The organism is Hymenobacter sp. CRA2 (assembly GCF_002007105.1).
Taxonomy (GTDB): Bacteria; Bacteroidota; Bacteroidia; order Cytophagales; family Hymenobacteraceae; genus Solirubrum.
In genome coordinates this window covers 171924-188691 of record NZ_MVBC01000010.1, presented here as the reverse complement: position 1 = coordinate 188691, position 16768 = coordinate 171924, and the positions used below count along the sequence as shown (strand labels likewise).

General features: G+C 61.3%; 26 protein-coding genes and 1 tRNA gene. 24 read left to right on the top strand and 3 right to left on the bottom strand.

All coding sequences use genetic code 11. The features are described 5' to 3' along the window. Positions 1-9: 9 nt before the first annotated feature. Positions 10-198 carry a hypothetical protein gene (locus B0919_RS16625; RefSeq protein WP_078013402.1) on the top strand — a complete coding sequence of 63 codons (189 nt, stop codon included), beginning with the start codon at positions 10-12 and terminating at the stop codon, positions 196-198. A gap of 92 nt (positions 199-290) precedes the next feature. On the opposite strand, the gene B0919_RS16620 is transcribed toward B0919_RS16625, so the two are convergent. Then, positions 291-827 carry a hypothetical protein gene (locus B0919_RS16620; protein ID WP_139362189.1) on the bottom strand — a complete coding sequence of 179 codons (537 nt, stop codon included), beginning with the start codon at positions 825-827 and terminating at the stop codon, positions 291-293. Positions 828-1252: 425 nt separating this feature from the next. Here B0919_RS16620 and B0919_RS16615 point away from each other — a divergent pair, with 425 nt between their 5' ends. From B0919_RS16615 to B0919_RS16520, 21 genes are all read left to right on the top strand, one after another. After that, a complete protein-coding gene (locus B0919_RS16615; protein WP_078013400.1) occupies positions 1253-1768 on the top strand; it encodes a lysozyme in 516 nt (171 codons plus the stop codon). A gap of 16 nt (positions 1769-1784) precedes the next feature. Continuing rightward, positions 1785-2078 carry a hypothetical protein gene (locus tag B0919_RS16610; RefSeq protein WP_078013399.1) on the top strand — a complete coding sequence of 98 codons (294 nt, stop codon included), beginning with the start codon at positions 1785-1787 and terminating at the stop codon, positions 2076-2078. Beyond that, on the top strand, positions 2075-2680 hold the full coding sequence (locus B0919_RS16605) for a hypothetical protein (RefSeq protein ID WP_078013398.1): 606 nt from the start codon (positions 2075-2077) through the stop codon (positions 2678-2680). The genes B0919_RS16610 and B0919_RS16605 overlap by 4 nt, the downstream gene beginning before the upstream one ends. Beyond that, positions 2677-2919 carry a hypothetical protein gene (locus tag B0919_RS16600; RefSeq protein WP_078013397.1) on the top strand — a complete coding sequence of 81 codons (243 nt, stop codon included), beginning with the start codon at positions 2677-2679 and terminating at the stop codon, positions 2917-2919. Before B0919_RS16605 ends, B0919_RS16600 begins: the two co-directional genes overlap by 4 nt. Before the next feature lie 160 nt (positions 2920-3079). Beyond that, positions 3080-3271 carry a hypothetical protein gene (locus B0919_RS16595; RefSeq protein ID WP_078013396.1) on the top strand — a complete coding sequence of 64 codons (192 nt, stop codon included), beginning with the start codon at positions 3080-3082 and terminating at the stop codon, positions 3269-3271. Continuing rightward, positions 3271-4491 carry a DUF2586 family protein gene (locus B0919_RS16590; protein ID WP_078013395.1) on the top strand — a complete coding sequence of 407 codons (1221 nt, stop codon included), beginning with the start codon at positions 3271-3273 and terminating at the stop codon, positions 4489-4491. The genes B0919_RS16595 and B0919_RS16590 overlap by 1 nt, the downstream gene beginning before the upstream one ends. Positions 4492-4496: 5 nt before the next feature. Continuing rightward, on the top strand, positions 4497-4916 hold the full coding sequence (locus B0919_RS16585) for a hypothetical protein (protein ID WP_078013394.1): 420 nt from the start codon (positions 4497-4499) through the stop codon (positions 4914-4916). Between the two features lie 12 nt (positions 4917-4928). Continuing rightward, positions 4929-5246: a hypothetical protein gene (locus tag B0919_RS16580; protein ID WP_078013393.1), complete on the top strand. Its 318-nt coding sequence runs from the start codon at positions 4929-4931 to the stop codon at positions 5244-5246. A gap of 11 nt (positions 5247-5257) precedes the next feature. Continuing rightward, positions 5258-5416, top strand: a complete 159-nt coding sequence (locus B0919_RS25350) for a hypothetical protein (RefSeq protein WP_176133089.1) — start codon at positions 5258-5260, stop codon at positions 5414-5416. A 47-nt stretch (positions 5417-5463) separates the two neighbouring features. Then, positions 5464-7212: a tape measure protein gene (locus B0919_RS16575; RefSeq protein ID WP_078013392.1), complete on the top strand. Its 1749-nt coding sequence runs from the start codon at positions 5464-5466 to the stop codon at positions 7210-7212. 1 nt (position 7213) lies between these two features. Beyond that, positions 7214-7822, top strand: a complete 609-nt coding sequence (locus B0919_RS16570) for a DUF6046 domain-containing protein (RefSeq protein ID WP_078013391.1) — start codon at positions 7214-7216, stop codon at positions 7820-7822. Between the two features lies 1 nt (position 7823). Then, positions 7824-8822, top strand: coding sequence for a hypothetical protein (locus B0919_RS16565; RefSeq protein WP_078013390.1), 999 nt, complete (start codon positions 7824-7826; stop codon positions 8820-8822). Further along, a complete protein-coding gene (locus B0919_RS16560) occupies positions 8819-9241 on the top strand; it encodes a hypothetical protein (RefSeq protein WP_078013389.1) in 423 nt (140 codons plus the stop codon). The genes B0919_RS16565 and B0919_RS16560 overlap by 4 nt, the downstream gene beginning before the upstream one ends. Before the next feature lie 3 nt (positions 9242-9244). Then, positions 9245-9439 carry a hypothetical protein gene (locus B0919_RS16555; protein ID WP_078013388.1) on the top strand — a complete coding sequence of 65 codons (195 nt, stop codon included), beginning with the start codon at positions 9245-9247 and terminating at the stop codon, positions 9437-9439. After that, positions 9436-9741 (top strand): hypothetical protein, encoded by a 306-nt coding sequence (locus B0919_RS16550; protein ID WP_078013387.1) that lies wholly within the window; start codon positions 9436-9438, stop codon positions 9739-9741. Before B0919_RS16555 ends, B0919_RS16550 begins: the two co-directional genes overlap by 4 nt. After that, complete coding sequence (locus tag B0919_RS16545) at positions 9738-10034, top strand: hypothetical protein (protein WP_078013386.1); 297 nt, start codon at positions 9738-9740, stop codon at positions 10032-10034. Before B0919_RS16550 ends, B0919_RS16545 begins: the two co-directional genes overlap by 4 nt. Further along, positions 10034-11233 (top strand): hypothetical protein, encoded by a 1200-nt coding sequence (locus B0919_RS25345; RefSeq protein WP_078013385.1) that lies wholly within the window; start codon positions 10034-10036, stop codon positions 11231-11233. Before B0919_RS16545 ends, B0919_RS25345 begins: the two co-directional genes overlap by 1 nt. 12 nt (positions 11234-11245) lie before the next feature. After that, positions 11246-12151, top strand: coding sequence for a hypothetical protein (locus B0919_RS16535; protein ID WP_139362188.1), 906 nt, complete (start codon positions 11246-11248; stop codon positions 12149-12151). Beyond that, positions 12151-12972, top strand: a complete 822-nt coding sequence (locus tag B0919_RS16530; RefSeq protein ID WP_078013383.1) for a hypothetical protein — start codon at positions 12151-12153, stop codon at positions 12970-12972. Before B0919_RS16535 ends, B0919_RS16530 begins: the two co-directional genes overlap by 1 nt. 22 nt (positions 12973-12994) lie before the next feature. Beyond that, positions 12995-13507 carry a hypothetical protein gene (locus tag B0919_RS16525; protein ID WP_139362187.1) on the top strand — a complete coding sequence of 171 codons (513 nt, stop codon included), beginning with the start codon at positions 12995-12997 and terminating at the stop codon, positions 13505-13507. A 1-nt stretch (position 13508) separates the two neighbouring features. Then, entirely contained in the window at positions 13509-14420 is a 912-nt protein-coding gene (locus tag B0919_RS16520; RefSeq protein ID WP_078013381.1) for a hypothetical protein, read from the top strand. A gap of 129 nt (positions 14421-14549) precedes the next feature. Here B0919_RS16520 and B0919_RS16515 read toward each other — a convergent pair. Then, positions 14550-14624 (bottom strand) — tRNA-Val (locus B0919_RS16515). A 186-nt stretch (positions 14625-14810) separates the two neighbouring features. Between B0919_RS16515 and B0919_RS16510 the strand changes: the two genes are divergently transcribed. After that, positions 14811-15494 carry a porin family protein gene (locus tag B0919_RS16510; RefSeq protein WP_176133088.1) on the top strand — a complete coding sequence of 228 codons (684 nt, stop codon included), beginning with the start codon at positions 14811-14813 and terminating at the stop codon, positions 15492-15494. A gap of 82 nt (positions 15495-15576) precedes the next feature. Further along, a complete protein-coding gene (locus B0919_RS16505) occupies positions 15577-16092 on the top strand; it encodes a DUF6992 family protein (RefSeq protein WP_078013379.1) in 516 nt (171 codons plus the stop codon). 81 nt (positions 16093-16173) lie between these two features. Here the strand turns inward: B0919_RS16505 and B0919_RS16500 are convergent, their stop codons facing one another. Then, entirely contained in the window at positions 16174-16728 is a 555-nt protein-coding gene (locus B0919_RS16500) for a type 1 glutamine amidotransferase domain-containing protein (RefSeq protein WP_078013378.1), read from the bottom strand. Between the last annotated feature and the right edge of the window lie 40 nt (positions 16729-16768).

Below are 16768 nucleotides of genomic sequence, written 5' to 3'. Positions count from 1 at the left end.
CCTACACGCGTGACCACCCGCCAACAAAACCGAACCAAGCGCGACGAGCGAATTCGCGCCCTGTTCAAAGCCCGCTACTTGGATGCACCCCGGCCGCGCAAGCTCAGCCGTGAATTTGTGCTGGCCCAGCTGGCCGAAGAATTTTGCCTGTCGATAGGCACCGTCGAGAACATTACCTACGCCAAAGGAGCCGTCTGAGCACCCGTCGCCATGCCGAGGCAGCGCGGCCGCCAAACGCCCACGCCACGCACCAGCGCCCCGCCGTCACCACACGGCGGGGCGCTGGTGTTTTACTGCGGCAGCACGTACGGTTCGGCTTCGGGCAACGGCAGGGGGCGGCTGGCCAGTTGCGGCTGCAATTCCACGTTGCTGATGGGACGGTAGTCGGGCGCTGCCGCCTGATCGAGCAATTGGGTGGCGTACGTCACCGTCAGGCAGTACGCCTGTGGGTGTTGGGGCCGGTCGCGGCGGTAGCTCACTCGGCTCAGCGGGCCAAAGCCAGGGCCCTGGTAGTGCTGCAGCGCCTGGTGAATCAGCTGCGGCAGTTCCAACTGCGCCACGGCGGTGCTGCGCTCAGTGCTGCCATCGGTAGCCAGGCTGTCCAAGGCCAGGGCTACAGTGAGGCGCAACGTCGCGCGGCTGGTTTGGATGCCGGCGGCTAGATCCGTCCACGGCGCATCTTCCAGATCGAGGAACACGGCGGGGTAGGCCAGCGGCGTCGGCAGGTCGGAGCGGTCCAGCTGCGCCCGATCCAGGTCCACGGTGGCCAGGGCCGGTACGGCGGCCAGCAGATGATCGGCCAAATGGGGGAGAAGGGTGTGTAACATGTACAGGTAAGAAAAAAGTGGCTGTTGCCGGGTGAAAAGGATGTCGAAAAAAGGTGAGGAACGCCGGGCACTGGGTAGCCGCCGGACCAGGAGTTGGTCTTGCTAATGGTTTTAGCCGGGTGCGGCGGCGGTTTGCGTGAGGCTGTGGCGGTGTAACTGCTGCAAATCTGCGTTGCAGGCGTCCATTTGGCCTATTTTGCTTTGGTAGTCGTGGGAGATTTTGCCATTAGTTGTGGCAAAATCTCCCACGACTACGGAGGCCGATTTGCCGTTGGCGCCGCCGGGAAGGAGTTTTGGGTCACCAATCCGGCACAACCACCCCGGTATCGGCGCCACTGCACTGCTCGCCGCTTCGGCCGGCCGCAGATGGCCCACCACCGGACCGGGAACCGCTCACCATTCCTCTTCCACTCAGCCTTTCTGCTATGAAAACTTCCCCCAACGGTATCCGCCTCATCAAAGGGTTTGAAACCTTCATGCCCCGCCTGTACTACTGCGCCGCCTACCAGCCCACCATCGGGTACGGCCACGTGATTCAGGAAGCGGAGGCGGCGCTGCGCAAGGCGGTGCTCACCGAAAAAGAAGCCGCCGAGTTGCTGGCCAAAGACCTGGTGCGCTACGAAGCCGCCGTGGCCGCGGCCCTGCGGGTGCCCTACACCCAGAACCAGTTCGATGCTTTGGTGTCGTGGTGCTTCAACGTGGGCACCGGAGCCTGCAGCAAGTCGGCCAAGACCAAGAACTCCCTGATCTGGCTGGTGAACAACGGCCGCCCATCAGCCCAAATCCGCTGGGCCTTCGAGCAGTGGTGCAAGGCCGATGGCACCCGCGACGGCGTGGACAACGACGGCGACGGGCTGGTGGATGAGGCCGGCGAAAAGCGCATCCTGGCGGGCCTGCTCAAGCGCCGCCGCCAAGAAGCCAAGCTGTTTTTTACGCCCTGATAAACGCCCGCGCAGCATGAGTACGCAACAGCAAACGGCGGATTGGGTGAAGTGGGCCGCTGGCATCTGCATGCTACTCAGCGCCAGCGCCTTCGGCTACGCCATCAGCACCGAGCACCGCCTCACCAATACCGAAACCACCGTGGCCCAGCACCTGGCCGAAGCCAAGGAAACCAAGGCCGACGTGTACCAGCGCCTCAACGCCCAGGACCAGACCCAGAAAGAGGTGCTGCAGGCCGTCAACGACGTGAAAGTAGACATGGCCGCCATCCGCGGCGCCCTCGGCATTCCCAAACCCTCCGCCAAATGAAACCCACCCATACCCTCATACTGCTGGCGGTGCTCACGGGCTGCCGCTTGCTGGAGCGCCCGACGCCTCAGCAGCAAGTGGCCGAGTTGCTGGCCGAGCACCCTGAGCTGACGGTGCCCGAAACCGTGCGGGTGCAGGTGCCGGTGGTGCTACCCGCCGCCGAAGCGCGGGTGGTGTACCGCCCCAGCCCGGCCGATTCGGCCCGCCATGTGCTCGACGTGCGCCGCCTCGACTCCCTGCTGCGCCAGGCAGAAGTGTCGCTCGACAGCGTGCAGCGCCGTGCCGCCACCCGCCGCGTGCGGGAGTGGGTGCACAGCCGGCCCGTCCCCCTGGATACGCTTTGCTTCGACACGCTGGGCGTGCGTGGGCGGGTGTGGTACCAGTCCGGCGGCTACCAACTGCAGCTCGTGCGCAAAGCTCTGCGCACCACGGCCCCGGCGCAGGTGGTGCGCCAGCAACTGCGGCCCTGCCCACCCGCCCCGCACTACGCGTGGTACCAACCGGCCGGCTGGCCCTGGTGGTGGGTATTTGTAGCGGGTGCCGCGGCAGGCGTGGTCTGCAGCTACGCTTTGTTCAACCTCTCCTTACGCGCCCTCCGATGAAAACCCTCTGGCAACGTCTGCGGGCCACCACGCCCGCCTTTTGGCGCCGGGTACAGCTGCTGTGCCTGGGCCTGCTGGCCACCACCAAAGTGCTGCAGGCCGACGCCGACAGCGTGCCCGCCGTTTGGCGGCCGCTCTTGCCCTACGCCTTTACGGTGCTGACCACCATCACCGTCACGGCTCAGTTTACCTGCGCCGACGCGAGCCGCGCCCGCCGCCCCACCACCGACGACCACTAAGCCGGTCAGCCCGGGCCCCATTCCGCTTCGTCCCCACGCCCCAAGCGCCAAGCAGCTCCCCACCGACCGTCCATCGAGCGAAGGTTGGCCGAGGGCTTGGAGGGCGAAGCCTTGGCCTGACTTTCTGGCTTGGCGGTACCCATAACCCCCTCTTTACCTCATGAAAACGCCTCGCGCGAAACCTCCCAAACCCACCGCCGCCGACCGTGCCATGGCCCAGCAGCTGATGCGCAGCCTGGGCAAAACCGAACTCTACGGCACCGGCGACGGCAACTACTTCACCACCCGCCAGGCCGCGGCGGACTACAACTGCGGCAATACCCAAACCCTCATTTCTTACCCTTTTAACTAATGGCACAGCCAGACGTTATCATTACCAAAGGCCGCGGTGGCCTGGGCCGTCAGCGCCCCACCGAAGACGGTGTAAGCGGGCTCGTAACCCAAGGCGTAGGCACTACTGACCTTCCGCTGAACACCTCCGTGGAAATCCGTTCCCTGCGTCAGTTGCAGGACCTGGGCATCGATGCGGTGTACGACACCGCCAACAGCGCTGAGCTCTTCTACCACGTCTCGGAGTTTTTCCGCCAGAGCCCGGCCGGCGTACTGTGGCTGCGCGTAGTGTCTCGCACCGTGTCGATGGCCGATATGGCCGACCATGCCAACTCCCACGCCAAGCAGCTGCTGCTCGATGCCGGTGGCGCTATCAAGCAGCTGGGAATCTGCCTGGATTCGGCCGCGGGCTACACCGCTACCACCCTCGACGGGCTGAACGCCGACGTGGTGGCTGCCATCCCCAAAGCGGCCGAGCTGGTCGACGAAGAGTTCAAGCAGCACCGCCCCGTGTTTGTGCTGCTGGGAGGGCATGGGTTGGCCACCTCGTTGGCTGGCTTGCTGAATCTGCGCAACATGACCGGCGGCGAAGCCGAAGGCGTGTCGGTGGTCATTGGCTCGGACCATACGCCCGGAACGGGGCGGCCGGCAGTGCCCGCGGTGGGCACCCTGCTGGGCGATTTGTCGGTGGCGCAGGTGCACGAAAACATCGGCTGGCTCGACAAGTTCAACCTGGCTTCGGACGGCAAGTTCCTGGCTGCTGGCCTCTGCAACGGGCAGAAGATTACGGCGCTGGCCGACGGAGACATCACCGCGCTTAATGACAAGGGCTACGTCTTCGCGGTGAAGCACACGGGCTTCGATGGCTTCTACTGGAACGACTCGCACACCTGCGCCAAAGTCGACAGCGACTACGCCTACATCGAAAACGTGCGCACCATCAACAAGGCTGCCCGCGTCATCCGGCAGGCCCTGCTGCCGGGGCTGAAAGGGCCGCTGCTGCTCACCCCCGAGGGCCAGCTGCAGCCGCAGCTGGTGGGCGAGCTGGAAGCCAAGGGCAAAACCGCCCTGCAGGCCAATCTGACCCGCGCCGGTGAAATATCGGCCGAAGACGTGTACGTCAACCCCGACCAGGACGTGCTGGCCACCTCCACCGTCGAAATCAACTTCTCCATCGTGCCCGTGGGCACGGCCCGGCAAATCAAAGGCACCGTCGGGTTCACCAAATCCATTCAGGCCTAAGCATCATGGCACAACCCCTCATCAACGGCGTGGCTTACGGCTGGGCCGACATCAACGCCCAGGCCCTGGGCCGCACCATCCTCGGCATCACGGCCATTTCCTACGAAGACACGCAGGAAATCACCGACAACTTCGGCGCCGGCATCTTCCCCGTCAGCCGCGGCTACGGCAAAAACGAGTGCAAGGCCAGCATCACCGTGGAAGCCAAGGAATCGGAGCGCCTGGCGCAGGCCATCGGCTCGGGCCGCCTGCAGGACATTCCACCCTTTCCCATCGTGGTGAGCTACCAGAACGCGGCCAACCGCCTGGTGACCCACAAGCTGATGAACGCCCAGTTCAAGGGCAACAAGCGCGACGTGAAGTCGGGCGACACGGCCATCCAGGTGGAGCACGAGCTCATCATCTCCCACATCGAGTGGAAATAATCCCGCTGAACCATGACTGATCTGACCATTTCGACCGTCGGTGCGGCGCCCAAGCCCGCCGACGCCCACTACCAGCTTGTCGTCGACACCGAAGGCGGCGGGCAGGTGACGGGCTACCTGCGCAAGCCGCAACGCGCCCACATTGCCCGCTCCATGTCGCTGATTGCCCAGCACCAGGTGTTCGAAGCCGGCGAATTTCTGCTCGAAAACCTGCTCATCCAGGATAGCTCCGATGCGCGCCTGCTGGCCGACGACGAAATCCGTTGCGCCGCCGCCATGCAGTCGGTGCAGGCCGTGAAAGTGCTCGATGGCGCGCTAAAAAAGCTCTAACCGTGCTGCCCGTGGATGAACGGGACGGCGAAGACGGCATCCGCAAAGCCGATGCCCTGATCAGCCACTACCTGCACATTCCACATCCGGAGACGCTTTCCGACGAGGTGTGGTGCGACAAAGCCGGCCAAGCCCAGTGGCTACACCGGCAGCTGCACCAATCCGCGTGACGAGGGGGAGCGGCCGCACGGAAGCTCCCCCTTTTTCTTTCTCTCCTATGGCTACTCTGATAATTGACTACACGCTGCAGTTTCAGGACCTGATGACGGTTCCGCTGCGCAAGGCCAGCGACGCCGGCGCGGCGGCTCTTAGCAAGCTGACGGCGGCCGCCCGGCGGGCCACGGCGCAGTTCGAGGCCCTGGCCGGCAACGTCAAAAGCGCGGCCGACGACATCGGCAGCGCCGTGGCGGATGCTACCAAACAGGTAGAGGCGCTCAACACGACGCTCGACGACCTGACGAAAAAACGAACCATCAACATCGATGTAAAAGGCATCGGCAAAGCGCAGCGCGCCCTGCGCGGCCTCCCGCAATCGAAGGACAAAGAGCCCTTCGACCTGCACGAGACGGTGGAAGGTTGGGACTTGCCCGGCAAGTTTGATTCGGTGCTCTCGGGCGTGCGCGAGGTGGTAGAGCAACAGGGCCTGGACGGAGCCATCAGCTACCTCGCCGGCTCGGCGCAGGAGGGCACCAAAACCCTACAGTTTCTGGACCAGGCCAGCAATGAGCTGGGGCTCGGCATTGGCGGGGCCAAAGAAAGCTTCCTCACGCTGCAAAAGGCGCTGAACGGTACCTGGCTGCAGGGCCAGGCCACCCGCGACATCTTTCAGCAGGTGGCCGCCGCTACCACTGTGATGGGCGCACCCGGCGACGACGTGAAGGCCCTGTTCGAGCAGCTGGGCGAAGTCGTGGGCAACGGGACCGTGTCCATGGCCGACTTCGGCGGGGAAATCGGTAATCAGTTGCCCAACGCCCTGAACATCGCCGCCGACGCCATGGGCGTGAGCCGCGAGCAGTTCGAGAAGATGCTGGACGCCGGCCAGGTATCGTCCGAGGACTTTCTGCCCCGGTTTGCGGCGCAGCTGGCGCAGGTGGCCGGGCCGGATCTGGCGGCTGCGCAAACTTCGGCCGCGGCCAATCTGGCACGGTTTGATAATGCTTGGAGCACCACCCAAAGTATGCTCTCCGAGGCACTAATTCCGGTCGTGGTGGAGGTGTTGGGCTGGGTCCGGGGCTTGCTGGAGCTGATCAATCAGGCCCGGCCGTTCATTCAGGAATGGGGCAACGTTATCGGCATCGTGGCGGTGGCCATCGGCGGCTTTCTGGCCGTGTTGCAAGGTGCCGTGATGCTGACTCAGGCCTGGACAGCGGTGCAGGAAATCCTCAACGTCGTCATGAACCTCAATCCGGTGGGGCTCATCGTGGCTGCCGTGGTAGCGCTGGGGGCGGCGGTATTGTACTGCTGGAACAAGTTTGAAAGCTTCCGTGGCTTCATCTACGGGTTTGCCTTCGGCGCTATGGAGCTATTCAAAGGCTTGGGCAACGTCATTGCCGGCGCTTTCACGATGGATCCGGCGCAGCTGGCCCAAGGTGTGACGCAGCTGATGAACATCAGTCAGAAGGCCAAGGAAGGGTATGCGCAGGGCGTGGCTTCCTTCCAGGCCGATCAAAAGCCCGCCAACTCCCTGGGCGACATCAAAAAGCCTGATCAGCTGTGGTCAGCCACCGGCGCCAAGCCTGCCGCGGCACCCAAGGCCAGCATCGGCCTGCCCGACGCCAAGGGACGGGGCAGCGCCACGCCCGCGGCCAGCGGCCACACCAACATCACCATCAACGTGCAGCAGCTGGGCCAAACTACCATCCACGCGGCCACGGTGCAGGAGGGCGCCCAGAAAATGAAGGCCTACGTGCAGGCCGCCTTGCTCTCGGTGCTCAACGACGCCAACGCCATGACCACCGCTTCCTAACATGCAGTTTAACGTCAATCTACGCGCCCTGGCGGCCGAGGCTTTCGGCTACAGCGCGCTGCTGCGCTACGCCCCACCGCCGCACAACAACCTGGGGCAGACCGAAACCCGCTACCTGCAAGAACGCGGCCGGGAGGACCTGTACGGCTTGCCGCTGCCGCCCGATCAGGAGGGCACCGGGCTGTTGGGGCTGCCCGTGTTTCAGCGGGTGCAGCTCGGGCCCCAGGGCCAGCAGCTGATTCTGGACGAGCCCATCGTGGAAATTAACCGCGACAAGATCATCGTGACGACGGAAATCCAGGGGCGCGACGGCACCGTGAAAGAATACATCAGCCAGGGCGACTTCCAGATATCCATCAAGGGCGTGCTGGCTTCCGACCCCAAAAACGGACGCTACGCCCGGCGCTACCCCGAGGACGAGGTGAAAGCCCTGAAGCGCATTTGCGACGCGCCCGCGGCCTTGCCCATCACCGGCCGCCTGTTTGCCCTCTTCGGCATTCACAACGTGGTCATCAAGGCCGTGAACTGGCCCACGCTGCCGGGCTTCACCAACCTGCAAGCCTACGAGCTGACCTGCCTTTCCGACGAAGCCCCCGAACTGCAATTCTGATATGCTACACCTGGATTGCAAAATCACCTTCGACGAGAAGTTGACGGTCGACTTTGTGCACGCCATCGACATCGAAAGCAGCTGGCAGACGCTGACCGATACGTGCACCATCAAGCTGCCGCGCAACGTGCACAACCTCAACCGCCAGGGACAACTGCCCGGCGCCATCAAAGTAGGCGCACGGGTACGGGTGGAATACGGCTACGGCGCGGTACGCCCCGAATTCACGGGTTACGTGGTGGGCGTGAAGGAAGGGCCGCCCTGCGAAATCCAGTGCGAGGACGACATGTGGCTGCTCAAGCGCAAGCCCCTGACCAAAAGCTGGCGGCAGGTGACGCTGCAGCAGCTGCTGGAGTACGTGCGCAGCCAAAGCGGCCAGCACTTCGCCATCCAGACGCTGGGCAGTACCAACCTGGGGCGGTTCGCGGCCAATCAGGAAACCGGCGCGCAGCTACTGGACCGCCTGCGCAAGGACTTCGGCTTGTTCTGCTTTTTCCGGGCCGGCGTGCTGGTGGCCGGCGACCCGTACCAGGCCCTGAAAACGGCGCCCAGGCACACACTGGCGTTTCGGCGCAACGTCATCAGCAACGACCTGCAGTACACCGCCGCCGAAAACATCCGGCTGAAAGTGCGCTGCATCAGCCACCTGGCCAGCCGGGGCAAAGGGCGCCAGCGCATCGTGAAGGAGTTCGGCGACCAGGACGGGGAGCTGCGCACCTTCAACTTCGCCGACGTGCCGGCCGACGAGCTGATCAAGCGCGGCAAGGCTGAGCTAGCGCACCTGCGTTTCACGGGCTACCGCGGCACCATCACCACATTCGGCGAGCCGCTGGTGGAGCACGGGCACGTGGTGCAAGTGCAGGACCCGGACTACACGGACCGGGACGGGTATTACTCCGTGAACAAGGTGGTCAAGTCCTTCGGCGTGAGCGGCAGCCGGCGCGTCATCACCCTCGGGCCCAAGGAGCAAATCGACACCAACGACAAAGCCACGCCATGAGCAGCATCAAAGAAGCCCTCGAACAACTAACGGGCAATATGCTGCCCGTAGCCGTGCTGGCCGGCACCGTAACGGCCGTGCGCCCCGCCGACCGGGAGTGCGACGTGCAGCCCGACAACGACGATGCCGAACTGCTGGACGTGGCCCTGCTGAGCGGGGTGTACCCAGCCGTGGGCTCCCCGGTTTTGGTGGGCCTGATTGAGAACCGCCGCACCGACGCCTTTCTGCTCTCGGCCGAGCGCGTGACGCACCTACGCGTGGCCACCGAACGGGAAAACCTCCTGACCTGGACACGGGACTTTCTCGACGAGCTGCTGCGCCTGACGGTGAGCACGCCCCTGGGCCCAAGCGGACCGCCGCTGAACGCGGCCCCGCTCACGGTCCTGAAAAACCGCCTCGATAACCTGTTACGCGCCTAAGCCATGCCCCTGAACAAACCCGGCCTGGAGGCGGCCATCCTCGGCATTTTCACCGATCTGGCTGCCCGCACCACCAATCCCGAGCAGGCCCGCGCCGATGCGGCCCGCCAGCTGGCCACGGCCATCGATACCTACGTGCGCACCGGCCAAGTCATGACCACCGGCAGCGCCACTGCCCAAACCGGAACCATTCAATGAAAGCCTTCGACCTTTTGCTCGATGCCGACGACGACCTGCTCGTAGAGCGGAACGACTTTGTCATCGACGCCGCCGACGCACAGCACGTGGACCTGCTGCTGCGTACCCGCCCGGGCGACTGGCGCGCCGACCCACTCGCCGGCATCGGCATTGCCCGCTACCTGATGGCTCCGTACGGGCCGGCCCAGGCTTCGGAGCTGAGCCGCGAGGCGACGATCCAACTTGAACGCGACGGATACCAAATCCTGGCGATGGATGTGCATGACCTTACTCAGGCCTCTTTTAACGTCGAACGGAAATGATTCAAGCGTCAGCTGGGCAATCGTTGCTCGATATAGTGATACAAGAAATGGGCTGCGTGGATGGCCTATTTGAACTAGCTGCCACCAATGGCTTGACTATTACCGATGACCTGGTGCCGGGGCAACTCCTCATGGTGCCCGCCAGTGACACGGCGGATGTGGAACTGGTAAAGCTGCTGAAGAGCAGAAATGTGCGGATCAACACCGATAACTACCTCCTGGCGCCCGCACCGGAGGAAGATGAGCTGAATGACTTCAGCCCAAACGATTTCCTAGAAACAGACTTTCACTAATGGGATACTGGTCTAATAAGATTTTGGATCTGGTCGGGATAAACCTGATCAGCGGCCGCAAAAACACGGCTGCCAACCTGCGAATCATCTATGGGGGTATTGCCGACGCTGTAGCGTTCCTGGAGGGACTTCAACGGGGCGCGCGCATCCTGCACGGAGATGCTGAGCCCAACCCGGCTGACGGGCTGAATGGGGACGCCTACCTAAACCTGACCAATGGCGACTTTTACCTAAAGCAAGCCGATGATTGGGGGCTACGGGTGGTGCTGCGTGGGCAAAACGGCAAGGATGGTCGAAACGGTCGGGATGGAAAAACGCCGGTTTTGGGCGTCGATTACACCGTGACTAATGGAGCGGACGGAAGATCCGCTTACCAAATATGGCTTGATCAAGGCAACACCGGCTCTGCTGCGCAATTCCTGGCCAGCCTGAAAGGGGCCGACGGCGCAAACGGCGTTATCGGTAACAAAAACCGTTACGAATCCTACGCGCCTACTACCGAAAATGGCACGGTGGGTGATGTCTGGTTCCACGCCATCAGCGCCAGTAAAGTAGCCATTTACGAATGCCTTGGCCCGGCCATTTTCGCCATGCCTATCTCTGAAGGCAACTTATCCACCGTTCAAACGAACTGGCGTCTGCGCTTTACCTCGCCGGATGGTGGTAGCTCTAGCGGGTCGGGCAGCTTGAACGGGGTGACGCTCACCAGTTTCGGGGATGGCACCAAGTTTCTGTCCAACGATGGTACCTACCGAACGCCGCCCACTAGCGCCAGCACCGGGGCGGCTGTGAACGTGGAGCAGGACTTCACCTCCAACAGCACGTCTAACGCACCGAGCGTGAAGGCTACCGCTGATGCGCTGAATCTAAAGCTTGATAAGATAGCCAAAGCTACGGGTATCGAAGTGCAGGCCGGGGTAGAAGATGGTAGGTACATCACGCCAAAAGCCCTAAACGACGGGAGCATTGGGCTGGAAACTTACCTGCAGGATATACCAGCCCAGACAAAATCCGACGTGGCTAACCCCAATAACTGGACTGCATCAAACCGCTGGAACGGCCCGGCTATTCCCAACGGCCTCGACCTGAAAGAGTACTTCATTCTTCCCACGTTTGATGACCCGCAGCAACCCGGCTACTGGATCAAGTTCCTGCCTGGAAACAAGGTGGTTAGAATGAAGTGTACCCACAATATGTAGTGAAAAGTGGCCATGTCCTACCTTGCACAAAGCATCTTTAAAACCCCTTTGAAGGGCCAAAACGGCGGCGCGTTGCCGAAGCTTACCGGCTACCGCACCAGCACCGTTTTCTCACCGGAGCCGGAAAGTATAACCCACCAGGCCCGTGTCCAGGCGGCTGGGGGTATCGGGCTGGATTTGCGCTATGTCGATGCCTGTTACAAGCTGCTGAAGACGCGGGGCGTTCTTCAGGATTGCGCGGTATGGCTTGACCCTCGTTTCGGCTTCAAGCTGAATCACAGTAGCCGGGTTAGTCAGTTGTTTTCCATTGACCCAGTGCAGCGTGACGCGGTGAGCCTTGATGGGTACCCCGGTCCGATCCTGCAACTAGGCTACGCCAACCATCCTGAACTGAAGTTTCTGCTTTCGCCAATCTACGTGCCGGATATTCCGGTCGGCTCCACCTATATGGCCTTCAGCCTGGGCCGCAGCACTCCGGCTGACCAGTGTTGGTGGGGCTACTCGCCCGGTGGCCCTAGTGCCTCTTATGTGGCCGTAGCATCGCAATACGGCGCACCGCGTTTTCAGCATACGAACTACTATTCAGGCCACGAATCCATTTTGCCCTACGGTGGCGAAGGTGCTACACCGAACTACGTCGGGCAAGAAATCCGGTGCGCTGCCCGCTTTCGGGCCAACCGCGACCCGGAATGCATTGTGCTGGGCAACGGCTTCCCGTGCATTGTAAACGCGAACTACATCAAAGGCGCGTTTCCGGCTTCTTCCGGCCCACTCTATTTGGGCGGCTACGCTTACGGTTCCATCATTCCCGCGTCTGAAGCCTACTTGTCCACTCTGCTGATTCTCGGTGGCGAATCGGTGTCGGTGGCCTACGATGTGGACCTGTTCATCCGTGACCAATTCAATATGTTCTCCTAATGGCTCGCACCATTCCAACCATCTACCAATCCATTCTGGATTCCATTGCGGCCAAGCCCGAGCTTGTACTGCTTAACAGCCCTTCCGCAGTGGCCATCTACAAGCTGCTTGCTTCCGCGGTGGCTGCGGCCTTATGGGTACACGAAACCATCTTCGACCGGCATCGGGCCGACGTCGAAACCGCCTTGGCCCGGGCACAACCCGGTACCGCCAAGTGGTACGCTGACCAGGTGAAGAAATTTCAGGCTGGTGATACACTGCTGGTCGATGATGACGGTATCCACTACCCGGCCGGCTCTACCGGGGACAAAATCGTCAGCCAGGCCACGGCAAAGGAAAACGTCAGCACGGGCAAGCTTTACATCAAGGTCGCCACCGCGGATACCTTGTCGGTTGGTGGCTTAAAGCCGCTCACCGTTGCGGAGAAAAATCAGGTCATCGGCTACGTAAATGCCATTCGCTATCCTGGAACTCGGATTGAAGTGGTTACACTAAATCCAGACTACTTGAGAGTAATAGGGGAAGTGTATTACGACCCGCTTCAGGATTTGAACACACTTAAGACGCGCGTGAGGGCCGCCGTTCAAGACTACCTCCTGGCTCTTGAATTTGATGGGCAGGTTTTCAAAGCCAGAATAGAAGACGCCATTCAGCGTGTGCCCGGTGTGAAAGATTTGCTGATAACCAGCGTGCAAGCACGGGCTCATGGCTCGACTGCTCTGACTGACATTCGGCGCGTCTACGAAACCGAGGCAGGCTACATCGTGGAAGACCCCTTGGCTCTTTTTGTCGACACCATTTCATTCGTCCCTTATGGCTAGGCCCGTTGTAATACCACCTCACTTGGTCTCGCTGCTGGTAAAGGTACCCGTGCGCTACCGCTTTGCGCTGCCAACGCTCGTGGCTGGGTTGCTGCCTCGCACACTGCGGAAGCCCCGGATGCTAGCCTACCTAAACAGCTTGTTGGCACCACTAGCCAGTCTGTACCAGGTCTTCATCGAATTTCAAGCTACAGTCCGGCGCGAACTGAGCTACAACGGCCAAACGCTGGCCTTTCAGCGTGCCTTGAACGACCGGTTTGATCCAGTACTAGCCCGTATCCGAATCATTAATTCTGACGCGGTTTCGGTGCCTGTCTACATCAATTTCGTTCGGGAGCCCGAGTCCCCAAAGAACATCAAATCAGCCCGCGAAGCCGGGCCGCATCTGGTGCTTAACTCGGTAGCGGAAGAGGCCAGCCTGATTGGCTTTGTGGTGCGCTGTCCTGCTACTCTCAGTGGTCAAGAACCGGCCTTGAAGGCCCGGATTGATCAACTGAAACTGGCTCTTGTCAAATACCGCATTCAGTACGTTTAAAATGAAACAGCTTGAATTTTTGGACGGTGGACGTCCTCTCAATAGTGATGATTTGGTCGTCCTGCAGGACGAAATCTACGACGCTGTCAATGGTCAGCTGACAGGCTTGCTAGCGTGCGTGGTGGCTGGCTGCGAAGTGAGTGTGCGGGGTAATAATCAGTACGACATCAACCCTGGGCTTGTCTACATTGACGGTGAAATCAAGCGCTTCAGCGGGGCAAGCAACGTGACGTTGCCGCAGGAATTATACGCTGATGCTTACCAAACCACCGAGCAACGTCCCTACCAAACGGGCGGCAGTAAAGCCACGATGGGCGAAGCCGTGGTGCTAGCCCGCGCCTACGACGCGGCCACCCCCGGGGAAAAAGTGCTAGTCACTGCTGATGGAGCACTGCGCGTAAACAAAGCCCGCGAACGGCAATGGCGCGAAGTAGCCGAAATCGGCCTGATGGCTGATTTTGGCCCGTACTACGACAGCACCGGTAAGGGCAGGTACGGAACCCCGGCTTATGGTTGGGCACTCTGTAACGGCAACAACAACACGCCTAACATGGCGGGACAATTTCCGGTGGGCTTTGGCACGGGCGGTGCGCTCGGGAGCGACTACAACGCCACCCGTAAGACAGGCGGAGCCAGAGAAGTCACCCTGACTGAAGAGCAAATGCCCAAGCACACCCACCTAATGGACAGTGCCGGTGCTCATACTCACACTTATACCGACCGATTCGGCGCGGAAGAAAATGAAACCGACGCAGGTGGTAATAGAAGACGTACGCTTGACACCACGGTAACCAAAACAACTTCTACAGCTGGCAACCATTACCACGTTATTCAGGAGAAGGGTGACAGCCAGCCGTTCGATAACCGACCCCCTTTTACCGTTTTAGCCTTCCGCATGTGGGTTAGTTTTTAAAAACTATAAGTTGCTCAATAACAGATTTGTAAGGGTGGAATTGCTGGTGGTAATGGGCTGATACCGAAGCTGTTTGATTAAGCCCATTCCAATAAAAAAGCCCCCTCGGCAACCGAGGGGGCTTTTTCGTGAAGCGTACTGGACTCGAACCAGTGACCTCCACCGTGTCAAGGTGGTGCTCTAAACCAACTGAGCTAACGCTCCGAACGGGGTGTTGTTCGAAGCTGCAAACATAACCCAGCAATATAATGCGTAGCAAGAGGCTCGGCAAGAAAATTTTTAAAACTGCCGGGCTTGGCTGTAACCCGCTTACGGCCTGCCAAGTATAGAACCCTGCTAATGCCGCTGTAATTAATGCGGTCCGCCAAACTCCCTACTGACTCTTTCACCATGAAAAAAATTGCACTCATTCTTTCGCTGTGCGCCCTGTGCGGCGGCAGCGCCTTGGCCCAGCGCGGCGTCGAAGGCATCCGCAAATCGTCGGACTACCAAACCACACCGGACTCGCGCAACAACGGCTTCGGCATCAAGGGCGGCTGGAACTCCTCGGACTTCCGCGGAGACGACAAAAAAAACTACACCGACGACGCCAACCGCCAGGCATTCCACGCCGGGGCCTACGCGCAGTTCGGCTTCTCGCCCCAAACCTCCATTCAGGTAGAGGCACTTTACAGCCGTCAGGGCTTCAAGGCGGCCTCGGCTTACCGCCCCAACACCGGCTCCTACACCACGCACCTCGACTACATTCAGGTGCCGGTGATGTTCGTATACAACTTCGTGGATAACGTGAGCGTGCACGTGGGCCCGCAGGTGTCGCTGCTGGTCAACGCCAAGGAAAACGGCCAGCAGGTAAACGTCTCAGACCGCAACTACAACTCGCTGGATTACGGTGCGGTGGGCGGCATTGAGGCCCGCGTAGGGCCGGCCCGCGTGGGCGGCCGCTACGTGCTGAGCCTGGCCAACATCTACAACGACCCGAAGATGGAAAACGGCATGGCCACGCCGGATGGCCACCTGAACAACATCAAGAACAGCCTGATTCAGGTGTACGTAGGCTTCGGCTTCTCGCAATAGCCGCTACTACTCCTTCATGCTCCGCAGGAAGCCGACCCCAAAGGGCCGGCTTCTTTTTTGGTCCCGGCCATTACCTTTCGCCATGCTCGACTCTGCCGCTACCACCACGCTCGATGCCATCAACCACCACCGCGAACTGCTGGCCCAGCAGGGCATGGGCGTGCTCGGCACGTGGGCGCTGCTGAACCTGCTGCTGAGCGGCTGGCTGGTCAAAAGCACTTCGCCCCAGCTGGCGCGGCATTATTTCCACCAGATGAACATCGGCTGGGGCGCCATCAACGCGTGCCTGGCTACCTGGGGCATCATTCAGGCGCAGCCCCTGCACGCCACGGGCTTCACGCTGGCCGAAAGCCTGCGGGCTCAGTACAATTTTGAGAAGCTGCTGCTGGTCAACGTAGGGCTCGACGTGGCCTACCTGGTAGTGGGCGCGTGGCTGCGAGCCCGCGCCGCCGCTACCGAGGCCGATGAGCGCCCGCAGCGGCTGCTGGGCTTTGGGCAGTCGGTGGCGGTACAGGGCGCGTTCCTGCTGCTCTTCGATGCGGGCCTCTACGGCCTGTATCACCGCTTCGCGGACCAGCTGCTGGCGCTGGTGCCGTAGCCCGTGGGCGCCCGAAACACAACCGCCCGGCTGCGGGAAGGCGGCCGGGCGGCTGGGTACAGAGTGAGGCGTTGGGGGCCGTTAGCGGGCCCCGATCTTCTCGATTAGTTTTTCGTTAAACGCGGGAATATCGTCGGGGTTGCGGCTGGTAATCAGGTTGCCGTCGACCACCACGGTGGCGTCTTCCCACTGGCCGCCGGCGTTCCGGATATCGGTCTTCAGGCTCGGCCAGCTGGTGAGCTTCTTGCCGCGCACCACGTCGGCTTCCACCAGCGTCCAGGGGCCGTGGCAGATGGCGCCCACCACTTTGCCGGCGCGCACGAAATCGGCCGCAAACGCCACGGCTTTGGGCTCGGTGCGCAGCACGTCGGGGTTCATCTGCCCGCCGGGCAGCACCAGCGCGTCGTAGTCGGCGGGCTTTACCTCGTCCAGGGTTTTGTCGACTTTCACCTTGTCGCCCCAGTCTTTCTCGTCCCAGCCCTTGATGGAGCCGCTCTTCAGCGACACTACCTCAACGTCGGCGCCGGCGTCCTTGAGGGCTTTCAGGGGTTTTTCCAGTTCGGATTGTTCAAAACCGTCGGTGGCCAGGAAGGCGACGCGCTTGCCCTTGAGCGGGTCGGTGCCAAAAATGCTCATGTCAGTCAGGTGTTTGGTGTGGTAGAAAAAAGCAAACCGG